The sequence below is a fragment of the Amycolatopsis keratiniphila genome (genome assembly GCF_000400635.2).
Classification (GTDB): Bacteria; Actinomycetota; Actinomycetes; order Mycobacteriales; family Pseudonocardiaceae; genus Amycolatopsis; species Amycolatopsis keratiniphila.
On record NC_021252.1, the window covers coordinates 4,466,726 to 4,486,430 of the forward strand.

General features: G+C 67.7%; 11 protein-coding genes. 7 read left to right on the plus strand and 4 right to left on the minus strand.

Annotated elements, in window-relative coordinates; translation table 11 throughout:
* The first annotated feature begins 172 nt into the window (after positions 1-172).
* Positions 173-4,465, plus strand: coding sequence for a GH92 family glycosyl hydrolase (locus AORI_RS61380; protein ID WP_043848129.1), 4,293 nt, complete (start codon positions 173-175; stop codon positions 4,463-4,465).
* Between the two features lie 67 nt (positions 4,466-4,532).
* Here AORI_RS61380 and AORI_RS61385 read toward each other — a convergent pair whose 3' ends face one another.
* Together AORI_RS61385 and AORI_RS61390 are read right to left on the minus strand one after the other, a co-directional pair.
* A complete protein-coding gene (locus AORI_RS61385) occupies positions 4,533-5,915 on the minus strand; it encodes an MFS transporter (protein ID WP_016334423.1) in 1,383 nt (460 codons plus the stop codon).
* Between the two features lie 359 nt (positions 5,916-6,274).
* A complete protein-coding gene (locus AORI_RS61390; RefSeq protein ID WP_016334424.1) occupies positions 6,275-9,067 on the minus strand; it encodes a M36 family metallopeptidase in 2,793 nt (930 codons plus the stop codon).
* 154 nt (positions 9,068-9,221) lie between these two features.
* Between AORI_RS61390 and AORI_RS61395 the strand changes: the two genes are divergently transcribed.
* Genes AORI_RS61395 through AORI_RS61410 form a run of 4 tightly spaced genes read left to right on the plus strand, consistent with a single transcriptional unit; the run spans position 9,222 to position 16,122 of the window.
* Positions 9,222-10,118 (plus strand): RNA polymerase sigma-70 factor, encoded by an 897-nt coding sequence (locus AORI_RS61395; RefSeq protein ID WP_016334425.1) that lies wholly within the window; start codon positions 9,222-9,224, stop codon positions 10,116-10,118.
* 31 nt (positions 10,119-10,149) lie between these two features.
* Positions 10,150-10,908, plus strand: coding sequence for an SDR family oxidoreductase (locus AORI_RS61400; protein WP_016334426.1), 759 nt, complete (start codon positions 10,150-10,152; stop codon positions 10,906-10,908).
* Positions 10,909-10,963: 55 nt separating this feature from the next.
* Positions 10,964-14,044 (plus strand): GH92 family glycosyl hydrolase, encoded by a 3,081-nt coding sequence (locus AORI_RS61405; protein WP_016334427.1) that lies wholly within the window; start codon positions 10,964-10,966, stop codon positions 14,042-14,044.
* The gene (locus AORI_RS61410; RefSeq protein WP_016334428.1) at positions 14,041-16,122 is read left to right on the plus strand and encodes an FUSC family protein; all 2,082 of its coding nucleotides are present in this window, start codon (positions 14,041-14,043) and stop codon (positions 16,120-16,122) included. Before AORI_RS61405 ends, AORI_RS61410 begins: the two co-directional genes overlap by 4 nt.
* 48 nt (positions 16,123-16,170) lie before the next feature.
* On the opposite strand, the gene AORI_RS61415 is transcribed toward AORI_RS61410, so the two are convergent.
* Together AORI_RS61415 and AORI_RS61420 are read right to left on the minus strand one after the other, a co-directional pair.
* A complete protein-coding gene (locus AORI_RS61415; protein WP_016334429.1) occupies positions 16,171-16,815 on the minus strand; it encodes a DUF4360 domain-containing protein in 645 nt (214 codons plus the stop codon).
* Positions 16,816-17,036: 221 nt separating this feature from the next.
* Positions 17,037-17,678, minus strand: a complete 642-nt coding sequence (locus AORI_RS61420) for a DUF4360 domain-containing protein (RefSeq protein WP_043848130.1) — start codon at positions 17,676-17,678, stop codon at positions 17,037-17,039.
* 382 nt (positions 17,679-18,060) lie between these two features.
* On the opposite strand from AORI_RS61420, the gene AORI_RS61425 reads away from it, so the two are divergent.
* Positions 18,061-18,549: a MarR family winged helix-turn-helix transcriptional regulator gene (locus AORI_RS61425; protein ID WP_016334431.1), complete on the plus strand. Its 489-nt coding sequence runs from the start codon at positions 18,061-18,063 to the stop codon at positions 18,547-18,549.
* A gap of 44 nt (positions 18,550-18,593) precedes the next feature.
* Entirely contained in the window at positions 18,594-19,583 is a 990-nt protein-coding gene (locus tag AORI_RS61430; protein ID WP_016334432.1) for a malate dehydrogenase, read from the plus strand.
* Positions 19,584-19,705 lie beyond the last annotated feature (122 nt).

Below are 19,705 nucleotides of genomic sequence, written 5' to 3' on the forward strand. Positions count from 1 at the left end.
TCAGTCGTGCCTTCACCCTGGCCCCGGGCCCGTCGGTTGTCCACCAAGTTTCGCGGCATCCGGGTTGTCCAGTTCGGGCCAGGTTTGTCCGAGTGTCTTGACATCGATGTCACAACCGAGTTTTTCTCTCCTGGCGTCACCGGTCCCCCTGCGAGAAAGCATTGGTGCAACGATGCCCCGAAGCGTCAGACCCTGGGTCTGCAGCCTCCTGAGTGCCACGGTGGTGGCGTCCGGGCTGGTAGCCCTCCCGGCCACCGCCTCGGCCGAAGAGCTCCCACCGGACTTCTACTCCTCTTTCGAACAAGACGAGCCGGAGCCGACGTGGAGCGACACCGTCGACGTCGACCCGTCCGGCAAGCCCAAGGCGTTCGGTGTCGACGGCGCGAGCGCCACCACCATCCCCGGTGACATCCGCGGCAAGGTCACCGAGGTCTCCGCCAACAGCGAGAACACCCCGAACGAGGGCGTGGCGAACCTGGTCGACGGTTCGACCGACACCAAGTGGCTGGCCTGGACCCCGACCGGCTGGGCGCAGGTCACGCTGTCCGAGCCGACGTCGATCACCCGGTACGCGCTGTCCTCGGCGAACGACTTCGACAACCGCAACCCGCAGGACTGGACGCTCCAGGGGTCCGCGGACGGGAAGTCCTGGACCGATCTGGACAAGCAGACCGGGCAGAAGTTCAGCGAGCCGTTCCAGAAGAAGGAGTACCGCCTCGCCGCCGCGAGTGCCGCGTACAAGTACTTCCGGCTCGACGTCACCAAGAACAACGGCGGCCCGATCATGCAGCTCTCGGAGCTGCTTCTGGCGAACGAGGACCCGGCCCCGCCGGCGCTGCCGAACATGCGCAGCTTCACCGACAGCGGCCCCGGCAGCGGCTACACCAGCAAGAACCGCGTCGGGTTCACCGGCCTGCGCGCGTTCCGCTACTCCGGCAGCCACAAGGCGCAGGGGCACGGCTGGTCGTACAACAAGATCTTCGACGTCGACATCCCGGTGGCGGCGACCTCGGAGCTGTCGTACAAGGTGCAGCCGGAGTTCATCCGCGGCGATCTGAAGTACCCGAGCACGAACGTCGCGGTGGACCTGGCGTTCACCGATGGCACGTACCTGAGCCAGCTCGGCGCCGTCGACCAGTACGGTTTCGGTCTTTCCCCGCAGGGCCAGGGTGCGAGCAAGGTGCTCTACACCAACCAGTGGAACCTGGTGCGCTCGCAGATCGGCGTGGTCGCCAAGGGCAAGACGATCGACCGGATCCTGGTCGGCTACGACAACGCCGACGGTCCGAGTTCGCTGCAGGGCTGGCTGGACGACATCAAGGTGTCGGCGACTCCGACGCCGCCGGCGAGCCTGCGCCCGTCGGACAACGTGCTGACCACGCGCGGTTCGCTGTCCAACGGGTCGTTCTCGCGCGGCAACAACATGCCCGCCACCGCGGTCCCGCACGGGTTCAACTTCTGGATCCCGACGACCGACGCGGGCACGTTGAGCTGGATGTACTCCTACCACTCGCGCAACAACGAGCAGAACCTCCCGGCGCTGCAGGCGTTCTCCGCGAGCCACGCGCCGAGCCCGTGGATGGCCGACCGGCAGACCTTCCAGTTCCTGCCCTCGACCGCGAGCGGTGTGCCGAACCCGGACCGTGAAGCGCGGAAACTGCCCTTCAAGCACTCCAACGAGACCGCGCGGGCGCACTACTACGGCGTCGATTTCGAGAACGGGATCAAGGCCGAGGTCGCGCCGACCGATCACGCCGCGCTGTACCGCTTCAGGTTCCCCGGAGCGGACTCGAACCTGATCTTCGACAACGTCAACAACAACGGCGGGCTCACCCTCGACCCGGCGGGCCGGGCGATCACCGGCTACAGCGACGTCAAGAGCGGGCTTTCGGCCGGTGCGACCCGGATGTTCGTCTACGCCACCTTCGACAAGCCGGTGACCGCCGGTTCGAAGCTGTCCACCGGTTCCGGTGACCAGAAGCGGGACAACGTCCTCGGCTACCTGAAGTTCGACGCGGGTGCCGACAAGACGGTGAACATGCGGATCGCGACGTCGCTGATCAGCGCGGACCAGGCGAAGAAGAACATGGAACAGGAGCTCGCACCGAACGCGACTCTCGAGTCCGTCGCTGACGCCGCGCAGAACGCGTGGGATCAGAAGCTGAAGGTCGTCGAGGTCGAAGGCGCCTCGAAGGACCAGCTGATCACGCTGTACTCCAACCTCTACCGCCTGTTCCTGTACCCGAACTCGGGCTTCGAGAACGTCGGCACGGTCGAGAAGCCGGTGAAGAAGTACGCGAGCCCGGTGTCGCCCAAGGCCGGTCAGGACACCCCGACCCAGACCGGGGCGAAACTGGTCGACGGCGAGTTCTACGTCAACAACGGGTTCTGGGACACCTACCGCACGGTGTGGTCGGCGTATTCGCTGCTCAGCCCGGAAACCACCGGCAAGCTCGTCGACGGTTTCGTGCAGCAGTACCGCGACGGCGGCTGGATCTCGCGCTGGTCCTCCCCCGGCTACGCGGATCTGATGACCGGGACCAGTTCGGACGCCGCGTTCGCGGACGCCTATCTCAAGGGAGTCAAGGGATTCGACGTCCAGTCGGCCTACGACTCGGCGATCAAGAACGCCACCGTGACCCCGCCGAACGGCGCGGTCGGCCGGAAGGGCATCGACGAGGGCACATTCCTCGGGTACGCGCCGAACACCGCGGATCACGGGTTCTCGTGGGCGATCGAGGGCTACGTCAACGACAACGCCATCGCGAACATGTCGAAGAAGCTCTACGACGAGGCCCCGGCGAACGACCCGCGCAAACAGGAGTACCTGGACAACTACGGGTACTTCACCGAGCGGGCCACGCAGTACGTGAACGTGTTCGACCCGAGTGTCGGCTTCTTCCAGGGCCGTGACGCGGCGGGCAAGTTCACCCGGAGCAAGGAGCAGTTCGACCCGGAGGTCTGGGGTATCGACTACACCGAGACCAACGCGTACGGCATGCGGTTCTCGGTTCCGCAGGACGGACAGGGTCTGGCGAACCTCTTCGGCGGCAAGGCGGGGCTGGCGTCCAAATTGGACGAATTCTTCGCCAAACCCGAGCAGGGGCTCAAATTCGGCACCTACCCCGGGGTCATCCACGAGATGACCGAGGCCCGGGACGTGCGGATGGGCATGTACGCGCATTCGAACCAGGCCGCGCACCACACGCTCTACATGTACGACTACGCGGGTCAGCCGTCGAAGACGCAGGCAAAGGTCCGCGAGGCGCTGGCGAGGTTGTACGTCGGCAGCGAGCTCGGCCAGGGCTACGGCGGTGACGAGGACAACGGTGAGCAGTCGGCCTGGTGGCTGTTCGGCATGCTGGGGTTCTACCCGCTGCAGGTCGGCAGCTCGGACTACGCGATCGGCTCGCCGCTGTTCACCAAGGCGACCGTTAACCTGCCGGGCGGCAAGAAGATCGTGGTCAACGCGCCGAAGAACAGTGCGAAGAACGTCTACGTGCAGGGTCTGAAGGTGAACGGCAAGGCGCAGACTTCGACGTCGTTGGCACATTCGGCGATCGCGAACGGTGGGACGCTCGACTTCGACATGGGTCCGAACCCGTCGTCGTGGGGTACCGGCCCGGACGACGCGCCGAAGTCGATCACCAAGGGCGACGCGGTGCCGACGCCGGTGCACGACCTGACCAAGCCGGTCGCCGGCGCGGACGCGGCGTTCTTCGACAACACGTCGCGGACCGAGGCGAAGGTCACCGCGCCGATCCAGTACCAGGTGCCCTCGACGAACGAGGCGGGTTCGTTCTACACGCTGACTTCGGGCAAGGGTGCTGGCGACGCGAAGAGCTGGGTGCTGAAGGGCTCCTACGACGGGAAGAACTGGGCGGTCGCGGATCAGCGGACCGATCAGAAGTTCACGTGGCGGCAGCAGACCAGGGCGTTCAAGATCGCGAACCCGGCGCACTACGCCTACTACCGGCTCGAGGTCACGGCGACCACGGGTGGCGAGGCGTCGCTTTCGGAGTTCGAGGTGCTGGGCAAGCCCGACGCGGCGTGCGCCCAGACGATCACCGGCGAGCGCAAGGGTCCGCTGACCGTGCAGAGCGGGGTGACCTGTGTGGACGGTGCGACGGTGTCCGGTCCGGTGTCGGTCACGGCGGGTGCGAGCCTGATCGTCCGCGGCGGCTCGATCTCCGGACCGGTGACCGCGAACGGTGCGACGCAGGTGGTGCTGGACCGGACGAAGGTGGGCGGCCCGGTGGCGATCACCGGGACGACCGGGACGGTCTCGATCGAGCTGACCGAGATCGGCGGACCGGTGGCGTTGACGGGCAACAAGGGACCGGTGCTGACATCCAGCACGATCGGCGGCCCCCTGGCGTGCGCGGCCAACTCCCCCGCTCCGACGGATTACGACCTGCAGAACACCGTCCGCGGCCCGGCCGCCGGTCAGTGCGCGAAGTTGTAGTCCTCCGGTAAGTACGTGAAGGCCCCCTTCATTGCGTCTAGCGCAGTGAAGGGGGCCTTCACGTACTTCAGGAGCGCAGGATGCCGAACCCGACCAGTGCCGCGGACAGCACGGTGAGAGCGAGACCCGCGTAGGTGGTCGCCGTCAGGAAGTCGGCCGAGTGCAGGGCCGCGGTCAGGGCTTCGGGGAAAGCGAGGGCGAGGACGGTGCCGCTCAGCGCGATCCCGATCCCGGTGGTGACCTCGCCGGAGGTGTCGACGAGCGCGGCTCCGATGGTGGTCCGGTTCGCGGGCAGGCCCCGCATGACGTTGGTGCCCGCGACGACGCCGACCACCCGCATCCCCGCCGCGACCAGGGCGAGCGCGACGGCGATCCAGACGTAACCGAACCCGCCGAACACGGTGTAGACCGCGAGTCCGCACACGACGGCGGCGGCGCTGAGCCAAGCGGCCTTGGTGAGACCGACGCGGGTGATCAGCGGGGTGATGAGGGCGCCGCCGGCGATGAGGACGACGACCTGGGGCAGCATCCCAAGCGCCGCTTGGGCTGGCGCCCAGCCGAGGCCGAACTGGAGGTGCAGCGTCACGAGGTAGCTCAGCCCGGCGGTCGCCGATCCGGCCGCGGCCTTCATCGCCAGACCGCTGGACACGAGCGGCCTGGCGACGAGGGCCAGATCGAGCAGCGGGTGCCGGGCGGTCTTCTCGCGGAGGACGAAACAGCCTCCGGCGACGAGGGCGGCCGCGGCGGCACCCCAGGGCAGCGGCGAGGCGGTGCCGGCTTCGACGAAGAACGTGGGGGCGAGCAGGGCGAGAACGATCGTCGCGGTTGCCAGGAGGGCTCCCGCGACGTCGATCGGTTCGCGGTGCAGGCCGGCGGGATCGTCGGCGGGGATACCGGTCCGGATGCCGAGGAACGCGAGCGCGGCGACCGGCACGTTCACCAGCAGCAGCGCCTGCCATGGCGCGACGGTGAGTGCCAGCCCGCCGACGGTGGGGCCGACGGCGAGACCGATCAGGCCCACCGTCGAGATCAGCGTGGTCGCGCGTACGCGTTGCACGTCTTCGTCGAACAGGCGGAACGCGAGGGCGAGCGAACCGGGCGTCGTCATCGCGGCCGCGACACCCATGAGCGCCCGGACGGCGATGAGCTGCCACGCGGCGGTGACGAACATCGTGGCCAGGCTCGCGATGCCGAGCAGGACGAGACCGGTGAGCATGGTCTTGCGCCTGCCCACCCGGTCGGCCAGCGCGCCGAACGCGAGCATGAGGCCGCCGAACACGACGGAATACGCGCCGGTGACCCATTGCAGGGTCGTCGTCGAGGCGGAGAGTTCGCGGCCGATGGTCGGAAGCGCGACGTTGAGGATCGAGTTGTCGAGCATCTCGAACAGGAACACGGCCGAAAGCCCGGCCAGCGCGGGCCACTTCTCGGCGAGAACAGGGGTACGCAAGGGGTCTACTCCTTCGGAAAGAAGGAGTGACGGTTCATTCGATACCGCGTATGCGCGTGCTCGGCGAGGAGCACGTTTCTACCCCGATGGCTCCAGCTTACTGCACTCGTGAGTGTTACGGACGGTTAGGGCCGACGCACTTACTGGTCGGAAGTCCGTGAAGGCCTCCTTCCCTACCTTCAAGGTAGGCAAGGAGGCCTTCACGGACTTGGGCAGACAGGCGCGGCGTGATTGAAGGCGTGACTCGCGTGATCAGGGACGTAACTCGCGTGACTGGATGCGGAACTCGGTGTTCCGCCCCTGATCACGCGAGTTCCGCCCTCAATCACGCGAGTTACGCCTTCGATCACGTGAGGCCGTCAGGCGGCGGCGCCCCGCACCGCCAGTTTCTGCACGTCCATATACAGGCACCCGGCCGTCGTCGGCTGCGGCGAGCAGGGCCTGTCCGGATAGAACGACAGCTGGTTGGACGAAACGGTCAGCCGCACGAACCGCACGCCGGTCGCGCTGCCCGGCGCGAGCTGGAGCGCGGTCAGCTTGTTCAGGTCGGCGGGCTTGAAGTCGCCTGTGCCGGCCTTCACCCAGGTCGTGCCGTCCACCGAGGTCTCGACCGTGACGTCCTTGGCCGCGGCGGGCGGGTCGTCGCCGCAGACGTTGGCCGGGTCGATTTCGATGGCGCTGACGTTGACCGGCTTGCCCAGCTTGAGCGTGACGAAGCGCGTCTCGATCTTGCCGTCGGGGCCGACGACCTTGTCGGTCGACCAGCCGCCACCGCCGAGCGCCGACGAGGCTGCGAGGTCGCCGGGGCCACAGCCGTACGGGGTGAAGTCCTCGCCGTTGAACGCGGTGACGCCGGCGCCCGCGTCGCGGGACGCCCAGTTGAACCGCAGCGCCCAGTCGACCTTGGTGGTTCCCGACCGCACCGAGACCGCGCGGGTCTCGCTGTCCGCACCGCCTCCGGAGGCGTAGACCTTCGGGTAGGTGCCGGGAAGCACGCCGGGGATGGTGTAACCGCCCGCGGCGTCGGTGACCGCGGACAGCGAACCGGCGAAACCGGAGTCGTGCCCGCTGAACCGGATCGCGACGTCCGCGATCGGGGTGCCGCTTTCGGAGTCGGTGACCTTGCCGGTCACGGTCCCGGTCGGGGTGCCGGCGGGCGGCGGGTTGGAGAAGTCCTCGGCGGGCGCGGTGTCGGCGCCGGTGATCGACGCGGCGAAGTAGCCCATGCCACGGGCGGCGAAGGCCTTCCACAGTTTGGCGTGCGCGCGGCCGCCGTTGATCACCGTGTCGGCCTGCAGGATCGCGTTCCGCATGTCGAGGAACGACGGCGCCGCGGGCGAGAGCTCCATCGCGCGGGTGACCAGCGCTCGCGTCAGCTGCACCCCGAGCGCCGAGCGGAGGTCCCACAGCGTGCTCGCCCAGATCTCACCGTCGGCGTGGACCTCCGGGAAGCCGATGATCCGGCCGAGGTCGCCGTAGGTGTAACCGCCGGGACCGGCTCCGGGCGTGCCGGGGCACTGCGGCGCACCGGCGCCGACCGGGCAGTCCAGCGGCTGGGTGCGGGCGAGAGGGACACCGTTGCTGACGTAATCGCCGCCGAGGAGTTCACCGGGTGCCGAGGTGTCCTTGATCGCGTTACGCCCGACGAGGTAATCGAAGGCGTACCAGTCGCTCCAGGCCTCGCCCATCGAGCCGGACTGCAGGGAGCTCAGGGTGGAGTTGCCCTGTGCGTCGACGACGAGCCGGTTGGACAGGCCGTGGGTGTACTCGTGGTGGATGATCGTGGCGTCGTCCGCGGAGTTCGCCGCGAGGAACGGATCGGTCGGATCCCTCGGGTCGCGGAACAGGAACATCCCCATCGTCGGCGCTTGACCGTCCGGCGGGGTACCCATGAACGCGTTGTTGTAGTAGCCCGGCGTCTGCGCGCCGAGCAGGGTGTGGACCTGGATCGCGTCGCCGTCGACCTTCTCGAAGTTGCCCGCCTCACGGGTGAAACCGATCGGGAAGGAGGCGAGGTGGTCGTGGAAGCTGCCGACGTAGGCCAGGGCCTGCACGGCGTTCTGTTCGCGGTTCTTCGCCCACGAACCAGGCGTTTTCGGGTCCCAAGAGCAGGGCCTTGCCGTCGAGCACGGCGGGCCGACGACGGCGTTGAAGTCGGTGAACTTGTAGCGGAAGGTTCCGTCGGTGTTCCGGCCGATCTCTTCCTGCGGCTGGAACTTCTGGTCGCCGTTGACGTCGGCGGCGACGTGCGCGACGTTGCCGTCCAGTGTCTTGGCGTCGGCGGGCAGCCAGCCCTTCCGGCTCAGGTCGACCTGCTTCTGCGGGCCGGGCTGAGCCTCCCAGGCGAGGCCCTTGGCACCAGCAGCGTCGTCAACATCATTGGCGTGGTTCACCAGGTTCTTGCGGTAGAGCAGTTTCCCGGTGCCGGCGTCGGTCACTTCCTGGAACATCTGGTCCACGGCGGGTTTGGCCAGCGTGTACCAGGCGGGACGGATGCCGTCGCCGGTCAGGAACGCGACCTGCTTCGAGTCGGGGCCGGGTGCGGCCAGGGTCGCCGCGCCGAGCGACGCGGGAAGGTCGCGCACGGGCGCGCCGTCCAGCTGGATCAGCCTGCCGTCCTTGGTGACGTGTGCCTTCAACCCGTTGCCGAACACCGGAACCCCGCCTACGGCCTGGGTGAAGGACAGATGATGCGTACCTTCGACGTCGACGTAATCCTTGCGCAGGTTCAGTTTCGCGGTGTCGGCGGCGCTGAGACCGACGAGGCCTTCCTTGTCCCGCAGGTAGCCCAGCACAACGTCACGGGGTGACTTTCCACTCGGTCCGGTGAGGAAACCGTCGGTGCGGGCCAGCACCCGGGGCGTGCCGGTCAACTCGTCGAAATCGAGCAGGGCCTGATTGCCCAGTTCCGCCCGCGCGGTCGCCACGGAGTTCGCCCGCGACGCCGCGAGCCGGTCGTGCGCGGCCAGCACGCGCGGACTGGTTCTCGCCGTGTCACGGACATCGACGTCCTTCCCGGATCTGTCCGGTGTGGTGTGCACGGCGCCCGGTGCCGGTGCCGCACCGGCTTGGGGCGCCGTGACCAGCGCTAATACGGTGATGGCGGTCGCGGCGCACAGCGAGGCACGCGAACGCGACGAACGTGACGTCACTCCAGACCCCTCTCTCGGTGGTGACGCAGACGTTCCATTCGTACCGATACAGTCACAGCGGACGTCAGCGCCGATCAGGTACCGCAATCCCGGTGAGCGGTACCCCCGGCAGGATGGTGTCCACAGTGGATTCAAGAGGGATTCGTAGGGGACGATGGACAGCGCCACGGAATTCGAGCGGCTGCGGCCCGCCATGTTCGGGCTCGCGTATCGCCTGCTCGGTTCGGCGGCGGAGGCGGAAGACGCCGTGCAGGACGCCTACCCGAAGTGGGCGGGCGCCGATCGCGAGTCGATCGCGTCACCGCGGGCGTGGCTGGCGAAGGTGGTCACCAATCTCTGCCTGAACCGGCTGACGTCGGCCAGGGTGCAGCGCGAGCGGTACGTCGGGCCGTGGCTGCCCGAGCCGGTTCTGACCTCGACCGATGTGCTCGGTCCCTTGGAGACGGCGGAGCAGCGGGATTCGGTGTCGCTGGCGATGCTGGTGTTGCTGGAGCAGCTCAGCCCGGTGGAGCGCGCGGTTTTCGTGCTGAAGGAGGCCTTCGCCTACAGCCATCGGGAGATCGCCGGGATCCTCGACGTCTCCGAGGTCAACTCGCGCCAGCTGCACAGCCGTGCGCGAAAGGCGCTGGACCGCTCGGATGAGCGACGGGTTTCGAACCCGCGACAGCACGAGAAGCTGGTCGAGAGCTTCCTGTCCGCGGCGCGGGACGGCGATTTGCCCGCTTTGGAGAGTCTGCTCGCCGCCGACGTGACAGCGTGGTCGGACGGTGGCGGCAAGGTCACCGCGGCGCGGCGTCCGGTGCACGGCGCCGCCAAGGTAGCGCGGCTGTACGCCGGGATGTTCGCCGGTGCCGGCCAGGTGTCGATCGAGATCCTGGAGGTCAACGGCGGCCCGGCGGTGGTCGCGACGGCCGGTGACGTGCTGTTCGGCATCCTCGGGTTCGAGGTGGTGGATGGCCGGATCCGCGGGCTGCGCGCGGTCGGGAATCCGGACAAGCTCGCGTTCCTGTCGGGACAGCTGTCACGTTCCGGGTGGCCCGCTGGTTCTTGAGGGTGGAAGCTCTCGTGAACGGAGGACCAAGGTGACGAACCCGATTCTGGTGACCGGTGGGACCGGCGACCTCGGCCGTGAGGTGGTGGGGCGGCTGGCGGCCGAAGGGCGGCGGGTCCGCATCATGAGCAGGCGGCCTCGGCCCGCGGACGAGCGGCACGAGTGGGCGCGGTGTGACCTGAAGACCGGTGACGGTCTCGCCGAAGCGGTCGACGGGGTGTCGGCGATCGTCCATTGCGCGTCGACGCTGGGCCGCGGGGACGAGCAGGTGACGCGGAACCTGGTCGAGGCCGCGAAGCGGGCGGGAAATCCGCACGTGGTGTACATCTCGATCGTCGGTATCGACGTGATCCGATTCTTCTATTACAACGAGAAGCTGGCCTCGGAGAAGGTGATCGAGGAGTCCGGTCTGCCGTGGACGGTGCTGCGCGCGACACAGTTCCACGAACTCGTCGCACGGGCGTCGTCGGCGCAGCGGCGGCTGCCGGTGACGATCATGCCCTCGGGCTTCCGGTTCCAGCCGGTCAGCACCGGCGATGTCGCGGACCGGCTGGTCGCGCTGGCGTCCGGTGAGCCGTCGGGGCGGGTGCCGGACATGGGCGGTCCGGAGGTGCGGACCGCGCGTGACCTGGCGGAGGCGTATCAGCGTTCGGTGGGGCGCCGGAAGCCGATCTTGTCGCTGTGGGTGCCGGGCAAGGCGGCCAGGGCGTTCCGGGCGGGCGGCAACCTGGCCCCGGAGAACGCGACCGGTGTGGGCACGTTCGAGGAGTTCCTCTCCTCACGCGTTTAGTCCTCTGGATGCGACACACCGAGCCGGGCGCACGCGTGGGAGTTACGGTGGCCTGGTGACGATCACCGGGTTCTTCTCCTCCTTCGAAACGGGTGATCCGCAGCCGGTGGATCCGGCCTTGCGCGTCGGTACCGGGCCGCGTTCGTCGCCGACGGCGAAGCCTGGCGTCGGGTTCACGGGCGCGCACGCGCTCCGCTACGAGAACACGCTGCGCGCGACGCTGTTCGAAGTGGACGTCGAGGTCACCGGCCACACCGAACTGTCCTATGTGGTCTTCCCCGAGGCCGAGTCCGACGTGCCCGGCTATCGCAGCACCTTCGTGGCGCTGGACGTCGAGTTCGGCGACGGGACGTCGGCCGGGTTCAGCGCCACGGAGCAGGGGCTGGGCAAGACGCTGTACGTGGACCAGTGGAATCTCGTGCGCCGGCGGCTGGGTGAGTTCGCCGGACGGCGGATCACCCGGATCGTCCTGGTCAGCGAACCGCCGGACGGTGAGAGCGCGGGCTGGGTGGACGACGTCCGGCTCACCGAGCGCACGATCGAGAGCCGCGATCCCGTCGACCACGTCCGCACCACCCGCGGCACGCATTCCAGTGACAAGTTCTCGCGGGGCAACAACTTCCCCGCGACGGCGATTCCGCACGGCTTTAACTTCTGGACCCCGGTCACCGACGCGAGCGCCACCAACTGGATCTACAGCTACCACCGGCACAACGACGCCGCGAACCGGCCGGCGCTGCAGGCGTTCGCGCTGTCGCATCAGCCGAGCCCGTGGATGGGCGACCGGCACACCTTCCAGGTGATGCCGGGCATCGGAGAGGTGGAGGCCGACCGGTCCCGCCGCGCGCTCGCGTTCTCCCACGACGACGAGATCGACCGGCCGCATCACTACGGTGTCCGGTTCGCCAACGGTGTCACCACCGACATCGCCCCGGCGGATCACGCGGCGCTGTTCCGTTTCACCTTCCCGGGTGATCGCGGCTGGCTGCTGTTCGACAACGCCCGCAACCGTGGTGGCCTGCGCCTGGACGCGGCGAACGGCGTGGTCACCGGGCACACCTGGGTCCGCAGCCGGTTGTCGGCCGGGGCGCGGCGGATGTTCGTGTACGCCGAGTTCGACGTCCCGGCCGAACGCGGCGGGAGGATCCGGCGTCCGGTGTGGCGCACGGTGACCGGGTTCCTGGAGTTCGCGGCGGGCGAGGTGACGATGCGGATCGCGACGTCGCTGATCAGCCTCGCGCAGGCGAAGCGGAACCTCGACCAGGAGATCCCGGCAGGCACGAGCTTCGAGCAGGTCCGTGACCAGGCCCGTGCGCGGTGGTCCGAGGTGCTGGACCGGGTGGAGATCGAGGGCGCGACCGAGGACCAGCGCACGACGTTCTACTCCAACCTCTACCGGCTCTTCCTCTATCCGAACTCCGCGCACGAGGACACGCCGAAGGGCGTCCGTCACGCGAGCCCGGTCATCCGCCGCCTCTGGCCCAGCTCACGCACCAGGACCGGCGCGAAGGTCGTGGACGGCGAGATGTACGTAAACAACGGCTTCTGGGACACCTACCGCACCACGTGGCCCGCGTACGCCCTGCTCACGCCCGCCCGGTGCGGGCGGATGATCGACGGGTTCGTCCAGCAGTACCGCGAGGGCGGCTGGATCTCGCGCTGGTCCTCCCCCGGCTACGCCAACCTCATGACCGGCACCAGTTCCGACGTGGCGTTCGCCGACGCGTACCTCAAGGGTGTGCGCGGTTTCGATGTCGAGGCCGCCTATGAAGCGGCGCTGAAGAACGCGACCGTGACACCGGGCGGCCAGAGCGTCGGCCGGAAGGGGCTGCACGAGTCGATCTTCCTCGGGTTCACGCCGACGTCGGTCCACGAAGGCCTGTCGTGGGCGCTGGAGGGCTGCGTCAACGACTTCGGCCTCGCCAACTTCGCCGAAGCGCTCGGACGGAGCGACGACGCCGCGTACTTCCGGCAGCGCTCGCAGCAGTACGCGAACCACTTCGACCACTTGATCGGGTTCTTCCAGGGCCGCAACCGTGACGGGAGCCGGCATTTCGGCGCCGCGGGTTACGACCCCGAGGCGTGGGGCGGCGACTTCACCGAGACGAACTCCTGGAACACCGCGTTTTCCGTCCCCCACGACGGCGCCGGGCTCGCCGCGCTGCACGGCGGCACCGAAGCACTGGAGTCCAAACTAGACACCTTCTTCGCGACCCCGGAGACCGGCCGCAAACCGGGTTCCTACGGCGGGCTGATTCACGAGATGACGGAGGCCCGCGACGTCCGGATGGGACAGTACGGGCATTCCAACCAGCCGTCGCACCACATTCCCTGGATCTATCACCACGCGGGCGCGCCGTCGAAGACGCAGCGGATCGTGCGGGAGATCCTGCGGCGCCTCTACGTCGGGAGCGACCTCGGCCAGGGTTATCCGGGCGACGAGGACAACGGCGAGATGTCCGCTTGGTACGTGTTCGCCGCGCTCGGGTTCTATCCGCTGGCGATGGGCAGCCCCGAGTACGTGATCGGCTCGCCGCTGTTCACGAAGGCGACCGTCCACCTGGAGAACGGGAAAGACCTGGTCATCGAGGCGCCCGGCAACACGGAGGACACCGTGTACGTCCAGGAGCTGACGATCGACGGGCAACCGCACGACAGCGGCACGCTCGCACATTCCGTACTGGCCGAGGGCGCGGTGCTGAAGTTCACGATGGGTGAGCAGCCGTCGGAGTGGGGCCGCTCCCCCGCCGAGCCCGCCGCGCCGAGCCCGCTCACCGACATCACGGTGACCGACGGCCCCCTGTTCGACGACACCACCAAGACCGAGATCACCTTCCCCGGGCGCGAACCCGTCATCGAGTTCCCCGTCGAGGACGCCTCGCGCGAGGTCGTGATGTACACGCTGACCTCGGGAAGCCGGCGGGGTGATCCGCGGTCGTGGGTGCTGGAGGGCTCCGACGACGGCGAGCACTGGACGCTGCTGGACCAGCGCGAGGGCGAAAAGTTCCGCTGGCGCCGTCAGACGCGGCCGTTCGCCCTCGCCGGGCCGGTGAAGCACGCCCGATACCGTCTTCGCGTCACCTCGTCCACCGCCCGGCGGGTCACCCTCGCCCAAGGAGAGCTGCTCGCCCGATGATCTCCCGCATCACCCAGGCCACGACCGACCGTCTGGTCGCCTCCGATCCCGGCCTGGTCCGGCTCCGGCTCGGTTTCTCGGCCGTGCTCAGCATCGTGGTCGCGGTGCTGGCGATCCTGCCGTTCCATCAGCCGCTCACGGTCGTCCTCGTCGCCGCGATCGCCGCGATGACGTCCGCCTTCACCGTCAACGACGAGACCCCGGGACAGCAGGCGGTGACCCTGGCGTTGGGACTGGTGCTCGGCGCGGCGTCGCTCACCGCGGCGAGTGTGGGTTCGGCGGTGCCGCCGCTGGACAGCATCGTGTTCGTGTTGCTGATCTTCGTCGCGGTCTACGCGCAGCGATTCGGCTCGCGCGGGATCGCGCTGGGTTCGCTGTCGTTCTTCCTGTTCTTCTTCGCGATGTTCCTGCAGACGCATTTGAAGCAGGTCCCGGTGCTGCTGCTGGCGTTGACCATCGGGATCGCGGCCAACGCGGTGGTCCGGTTCGTGCTGCTGCGACGGCATACCGACGCCGAATTCCTGCGGATCCGGCGCGCGTTCCGGGCCCGGCTCGCCGCCGTGGTGCGTGCGGCGGAGGACCACCTGGCGGTCGGCGGCAGTGAGCGCACCCGCAAGCGGCTCCGCACGACGAACGCCCGGATGCACGAGTCGGTGCTGCTCATCGAGGACACGGCGCCGGAGGTGACCGGCGCGGATTCGGTGAACCGGCTACGCCGCCGGGCGATCGAGGTCGAGCTGGCGGTGCAGTGGCTGACCATCACGGTGCAGCGCACCTGCGCGGAGGATCTCGACGACGACGTCCGCGACGATCTGATCGCGCGGATGCGGCGGTTCCGGTCGCTGATCGAGCGTGACCCGCGGGAGCTGCCGCTGATCAGCGAGACCGAAGAGTTCAGCAAGATGCTGGTGGAAGGCAGCCGGATCGACGAGCACGCCGCGCCCGGTGACGGCGTCCGGCGCGCGCTCGCCGAACTCGCGCTGGCCGACGTCCGCGCGCAGCGGGTCGCCGAGCACGACGTCTCCGATGCCGTCGACGATCCCGAAGACCCCGAGGAGGAGAAGTCGTCGGCGTTCGCCTACGACAACCAGACACGCAGCGCCATCCAGGCCGTGGTGGGCGGCGGGCTCGCTGTGCTCGGCGGGGAACTGGTGTCGAGCCAGCGGTGGTACTGGGCGGTGCTGACCGTGTTCGTGGTGTTCATCGGCTCGTCGACCGCGGGGGCGACGTTCGTCAAGGGGGTCCGGCGGATCGGCGGCACGCTGATCGGGATCGTGGGCGGGCTGGTGCTGACGCTGCTGGTGTCGGGCAGTGTGCCGGCGACGCTGGCGCTGATCCTGGTGTGCGTGTTCGGCATGGTCTACATGGCGCGGGTGTCGCAGGTGATCATGGCGTTCTTCATCACCAGCATGCTCGGGCTGCTGTACAGCCTGCTGGGGACGTTCAGCCTCGAGGTGCTGTGGATCCGGGTCGCGGAGACCGCCGTCGGCGCGGCGGCCGGGGTGCTGGCGGCGGTGGTGATCGTGCCGGTGCGCACGCGCGCGGTGATGCTCGACGACGTCTCGGCGTTGCTTGAGGAACTGGACGAGTTCGTCGAGAAGACCGCGGGCCTGTTGTCCGGCGCGGAGAACGTGAGCGTGATCGAGAAGTCGCGTGATCTGGACCGGGCGGTGGACAAGGTCCGCACGACTATCGAGCCTCTGACGCATCCGGTGAACCTCAGCAGCCGCCGTGACTACGGCTGGCACGTGCTCACGACGGTGGAAACGATCGCCTTCCGCGCCCGGCACGTCGCGGCGCGGTCGCAGGCGGGCCTGCTGCTCAACGAGGCGGACCGGCTCCTGCTGTACACCGGGCGGATCCGGGCGAACATCGCCGTGCTGCGGGAGGCGATCGGGGATCCCGGCGGTTCGGGGCACGGGACGCTGGTGCGGGACGACGGGACGCCGGTGGCGGACCGGATCGACGATCCGCGGGCGCGTTCGGTGCTGACCAGTTTCGGGCATCTCGACGAGACGGTGATCGCGCTGGGGCGGGTGTTCGGGGTGGAGGCCACGGATCCGGGGCGCGTCTCGTGAGCGGTAAGGACGGTTCTAACCGTCCTTACCGGTCACGAGGTTCAGGGATCAGTTCTTCGGTTTCGGGCAGTTCTTCCACGAGAAGTGGTAGGTGGTCTTGATGGAACCGTCGGTCGAGTCCATGGTGACGAAGCTGGTGGTCTTCTTCGGATCGGAAGTGCCGACCGCGGCCCGCAATTCCGTGTTGATGTTGAAGTTCCGGTCCTCACCACAGGGTTTGTAGACGATGGCGCCGACTTCGATGTTGTCGGTGAACTGCCAGTTGTCCTCGAACGGGCCTTTGAGGCTGTGGTTCACGTACGACGTCGGCGAATTGCCTTGGAAGTAGTAGTTGGCCCGTTCCAGTCCGGTGGCTCCCGCCGCCAAGGAGGCGAATCCGCGGTAGTCGGTGCCCGCGATACCGTAGGTGAATCCCTGCGGTACGTGGACATAGAGGTTGAGCTGACAGTTCTTGCGCAGATCGGTCGGTTTCGCGCCGACGCCGACCTGCGCGGTGTATTCGCTGTAGGTGACCGTGAACGCGGTGTTGTCCGGTGACACGGAAACGGCCGCCGTACCGGGTTTGCATCCGGTTCCGTTGACCGTCACGACATCGATGACTATCTTGTCGGCCGGTAACGGGGGCGGCACCCAGGCGTTCGGGGTGACGACCGAGGAGAAAAGCGTTACGGCAGCGACCAGCACGTTGAGCATGGGATCCTTCCCAAAGCTTCGACACGGCGGGATCGGCGGATTCAGCGAGGCGATTTCTCTGCCGTCCGCCGGAAATGGGGTCGTCGAGAAGACTCGCCGCCGCCGGGCAGGGCGGCGACGAGCGGTGAAGTCCTCGTTCAGAGCGGCCAAGGCCCTGACCGGGCATGGGTGGGACGGCCTTCTTCCGGACCGGGAAGCAGGCCGTCACCCTGGAGGAGAGGTCAGGAGGTCGGGCAGGTCTTCCACGAGAAGTGGTAGGTGGTCTTGAAGGCGCCGTCGGTGGAATCCATCGTGATGAAACTGGTGGTCTTCTTCGGATCCGACGAACCCGCGCCGACCCTCAGTTCCGTGTTCACGTTGAGATTCCGATCCTCACCGCACGGCTTGTAGATGATGACGCCACCTTCGGCCTCGTCACGGAATTGCCAGTTGTCCGAGATCGGCCCGTTGACGGGATGGCTCACCTGCGCGGTCGGCGAATTTCCCTGGAAGTAGTAATTCGCCCGCTGCAATGCCTTGGCGCCGGCTTCGAGCGAGGCGAAACCGCGATAATCGGCGCTGGCGATACCGTAGGTGAATCCCTGCGGTACGTGGATATTGAGGTTCAGCTGGCAGTTCTTCCGGAAGTCGGTGGGCTTCGAGCCGACGCCGACCTGCGCGGTGTATTCGCTGTAGGTGACCGTGAAGGAAGTGTTGTCCCTGGCGACGGCCACCGCGGACGAACCCGGCGGACAGCCGGAGCCATTGACGGTGACGACGTCGATGACGACCCGATCGGGCGGCGGCCCGGGCGGCGGGGACATACTGTTCGGCGTTATTATCGACGAGAAAAGAGATACGGCGGCAACCACTGCATTGAGCATGGGGTCCTTCCCAAAACTTCCACACGGGGGGCGGGGAACTGGGCGGACTCATGTTAGCGAGTCGATCATCACGATGCCGCCCGCCGATCGGACGAAACCGTCTCGGCAATCGGTTCATGAAAACGTATTATGGACTGTAACCGTTTTCCGGAGCCATTGAGAACACCGTCGACACCGGAAAACACCATTGGATTCGCACGATATGGAAAATGCTTTCGCGGCTTCGCGTTGACGATTTCGTGGAGACAAGCCGGCGGTCGCCGTCGCGGATCTCGCTCTCCGTACTGCGCATGGTGTTCCGTCCGTTTCGTTCGACTCCTTGAAGGTTAGGTATCCCACGATTAGACATCGAACCCTTAGATTCATGCACTATGCTCCTGACGTGCAGAAACCCACCGCGGCACCCATCGGGGTCGTCCTCGCCAAGACCGCCAAATCCGTCGGGCGCGCCTTCGATCAGGCACTGGCCGCCGGCGGCGGCTCACAGCCCGTCTGGCAGATCCTGATCACGCTGAAGACCCGGCACGTGGCCAACCAGCGAGAACTCGCGGCCGCGGTCGGCATCCAGGGCGCCACGCTCACCCACCATCTGAACGCCATGGAGAGTGCGGGCTTGATCACCCGCCGGCGCGCTCCCGACAACCGGCGGGTGCACGTGGTCGAACTCACCGACGAGGGTGAAACCGTCTTCCACCGGCTGGCGAAGGCGGCGATCGCGCACGACAAACGGATCCGGGCCGGATTCAGCGACGACGAGATCACCATGCTGGCCGGGCTGCTCTCGCGACTCGCCGCGAACGTGGCCGCCGACGGCATCGATCAAGAAAACAGTGACTGGACGCACCCGGACGGCGACTCGGGACAGGACTAGCATCGCGGTACAAAGTCGATGTCGCCTCAAGCTGGAGAACCGCAATGACCCAAGCCCCTGTCAACGTCACCGTCACCGGTGCGGCCGGCCAGATCGGCTACGCGCTGCTCTTCCGCATCGCGTCCGGTCAGCTGCTCGGCCCGGACACCCCGGTGAAGCTGCGGCTCCTGGAGATCCCGCAGGCGGTCAAGGCGGCTGAGGGCACCGCGATGGAACTCGAAGACGGCGCGTTCCCGCTGCTGTCGGGCATCGACATCTTCGACGACCCGAAGCAGGCCTTCGAGGGCGCGAACGTCGCCCTGCTCGTCGGCGCCCGTCCCCGCGCGAAGGGCATGGAGCGCGGCGACCTGCTCGAGGCCAACGGTGGCATCTTCAAGCCGCAGGGTGAGGCCATCAACGCCGGCGCGGCGAGCGACATCAAGGTCCTCGTGGTCGGCAACCCGGCCAACACCAACGCCCTCATCGCGCAGGCGCACGCGCCGGACGTCCCGGCCGACCGCTTCACCGCGATGACCCGCCTCGACCACAACCGCGCCCTCGCGCAGCTGTCGAAGAAGCTGGGCGTACCGGTGACCGAGCTGAAGAAGGTCGCGATCTGGGGCAACCACTCCGCGACCCAGTACCCGTCGATCGCGCACGCCGAGGTGTCCGGCAAGGCCGCCACCGAGGTCATCACCGACCAGGCGTGGCTGACCGACGACTTCATCCCGACCGTCGCCAAGCGCGGCGCGGCGATCATCGAGGCCCGCGGCCTGTCCTCCGCGGCGTCGGCCGCCTCCGCGGCGATCGACCACGTCCACACCTGGGTCAACGGCACCCCGGAGGGTGACTGGACCTCGGCGGCGGTCGTGTCCGACGGCTCCTACGGTGTCCCGGAGGGCCTGATCTCCTCGTTCCCGGTCACCGCCGCGAACGGCGAGTACAAGATCGTCCAGGGCCTGGAGATCGACGACTTCTCGCGTGCCCGCATCGACGCTTCGGTCAACGAGCTGGCCGAAGAGCGCGACGCGGTGAAGAAGCTCGGCCTCATCTGAGCCTGAACCACCTCACGAAGGCGGCCGCGTCCCCCGGGGGACACGGCCGCCTTCGTGAGAGAAGGCGTAACTCGCGTGATCAGGGACGTAACTCGCGTGATTGGAGGCCACACTCGAGTGTT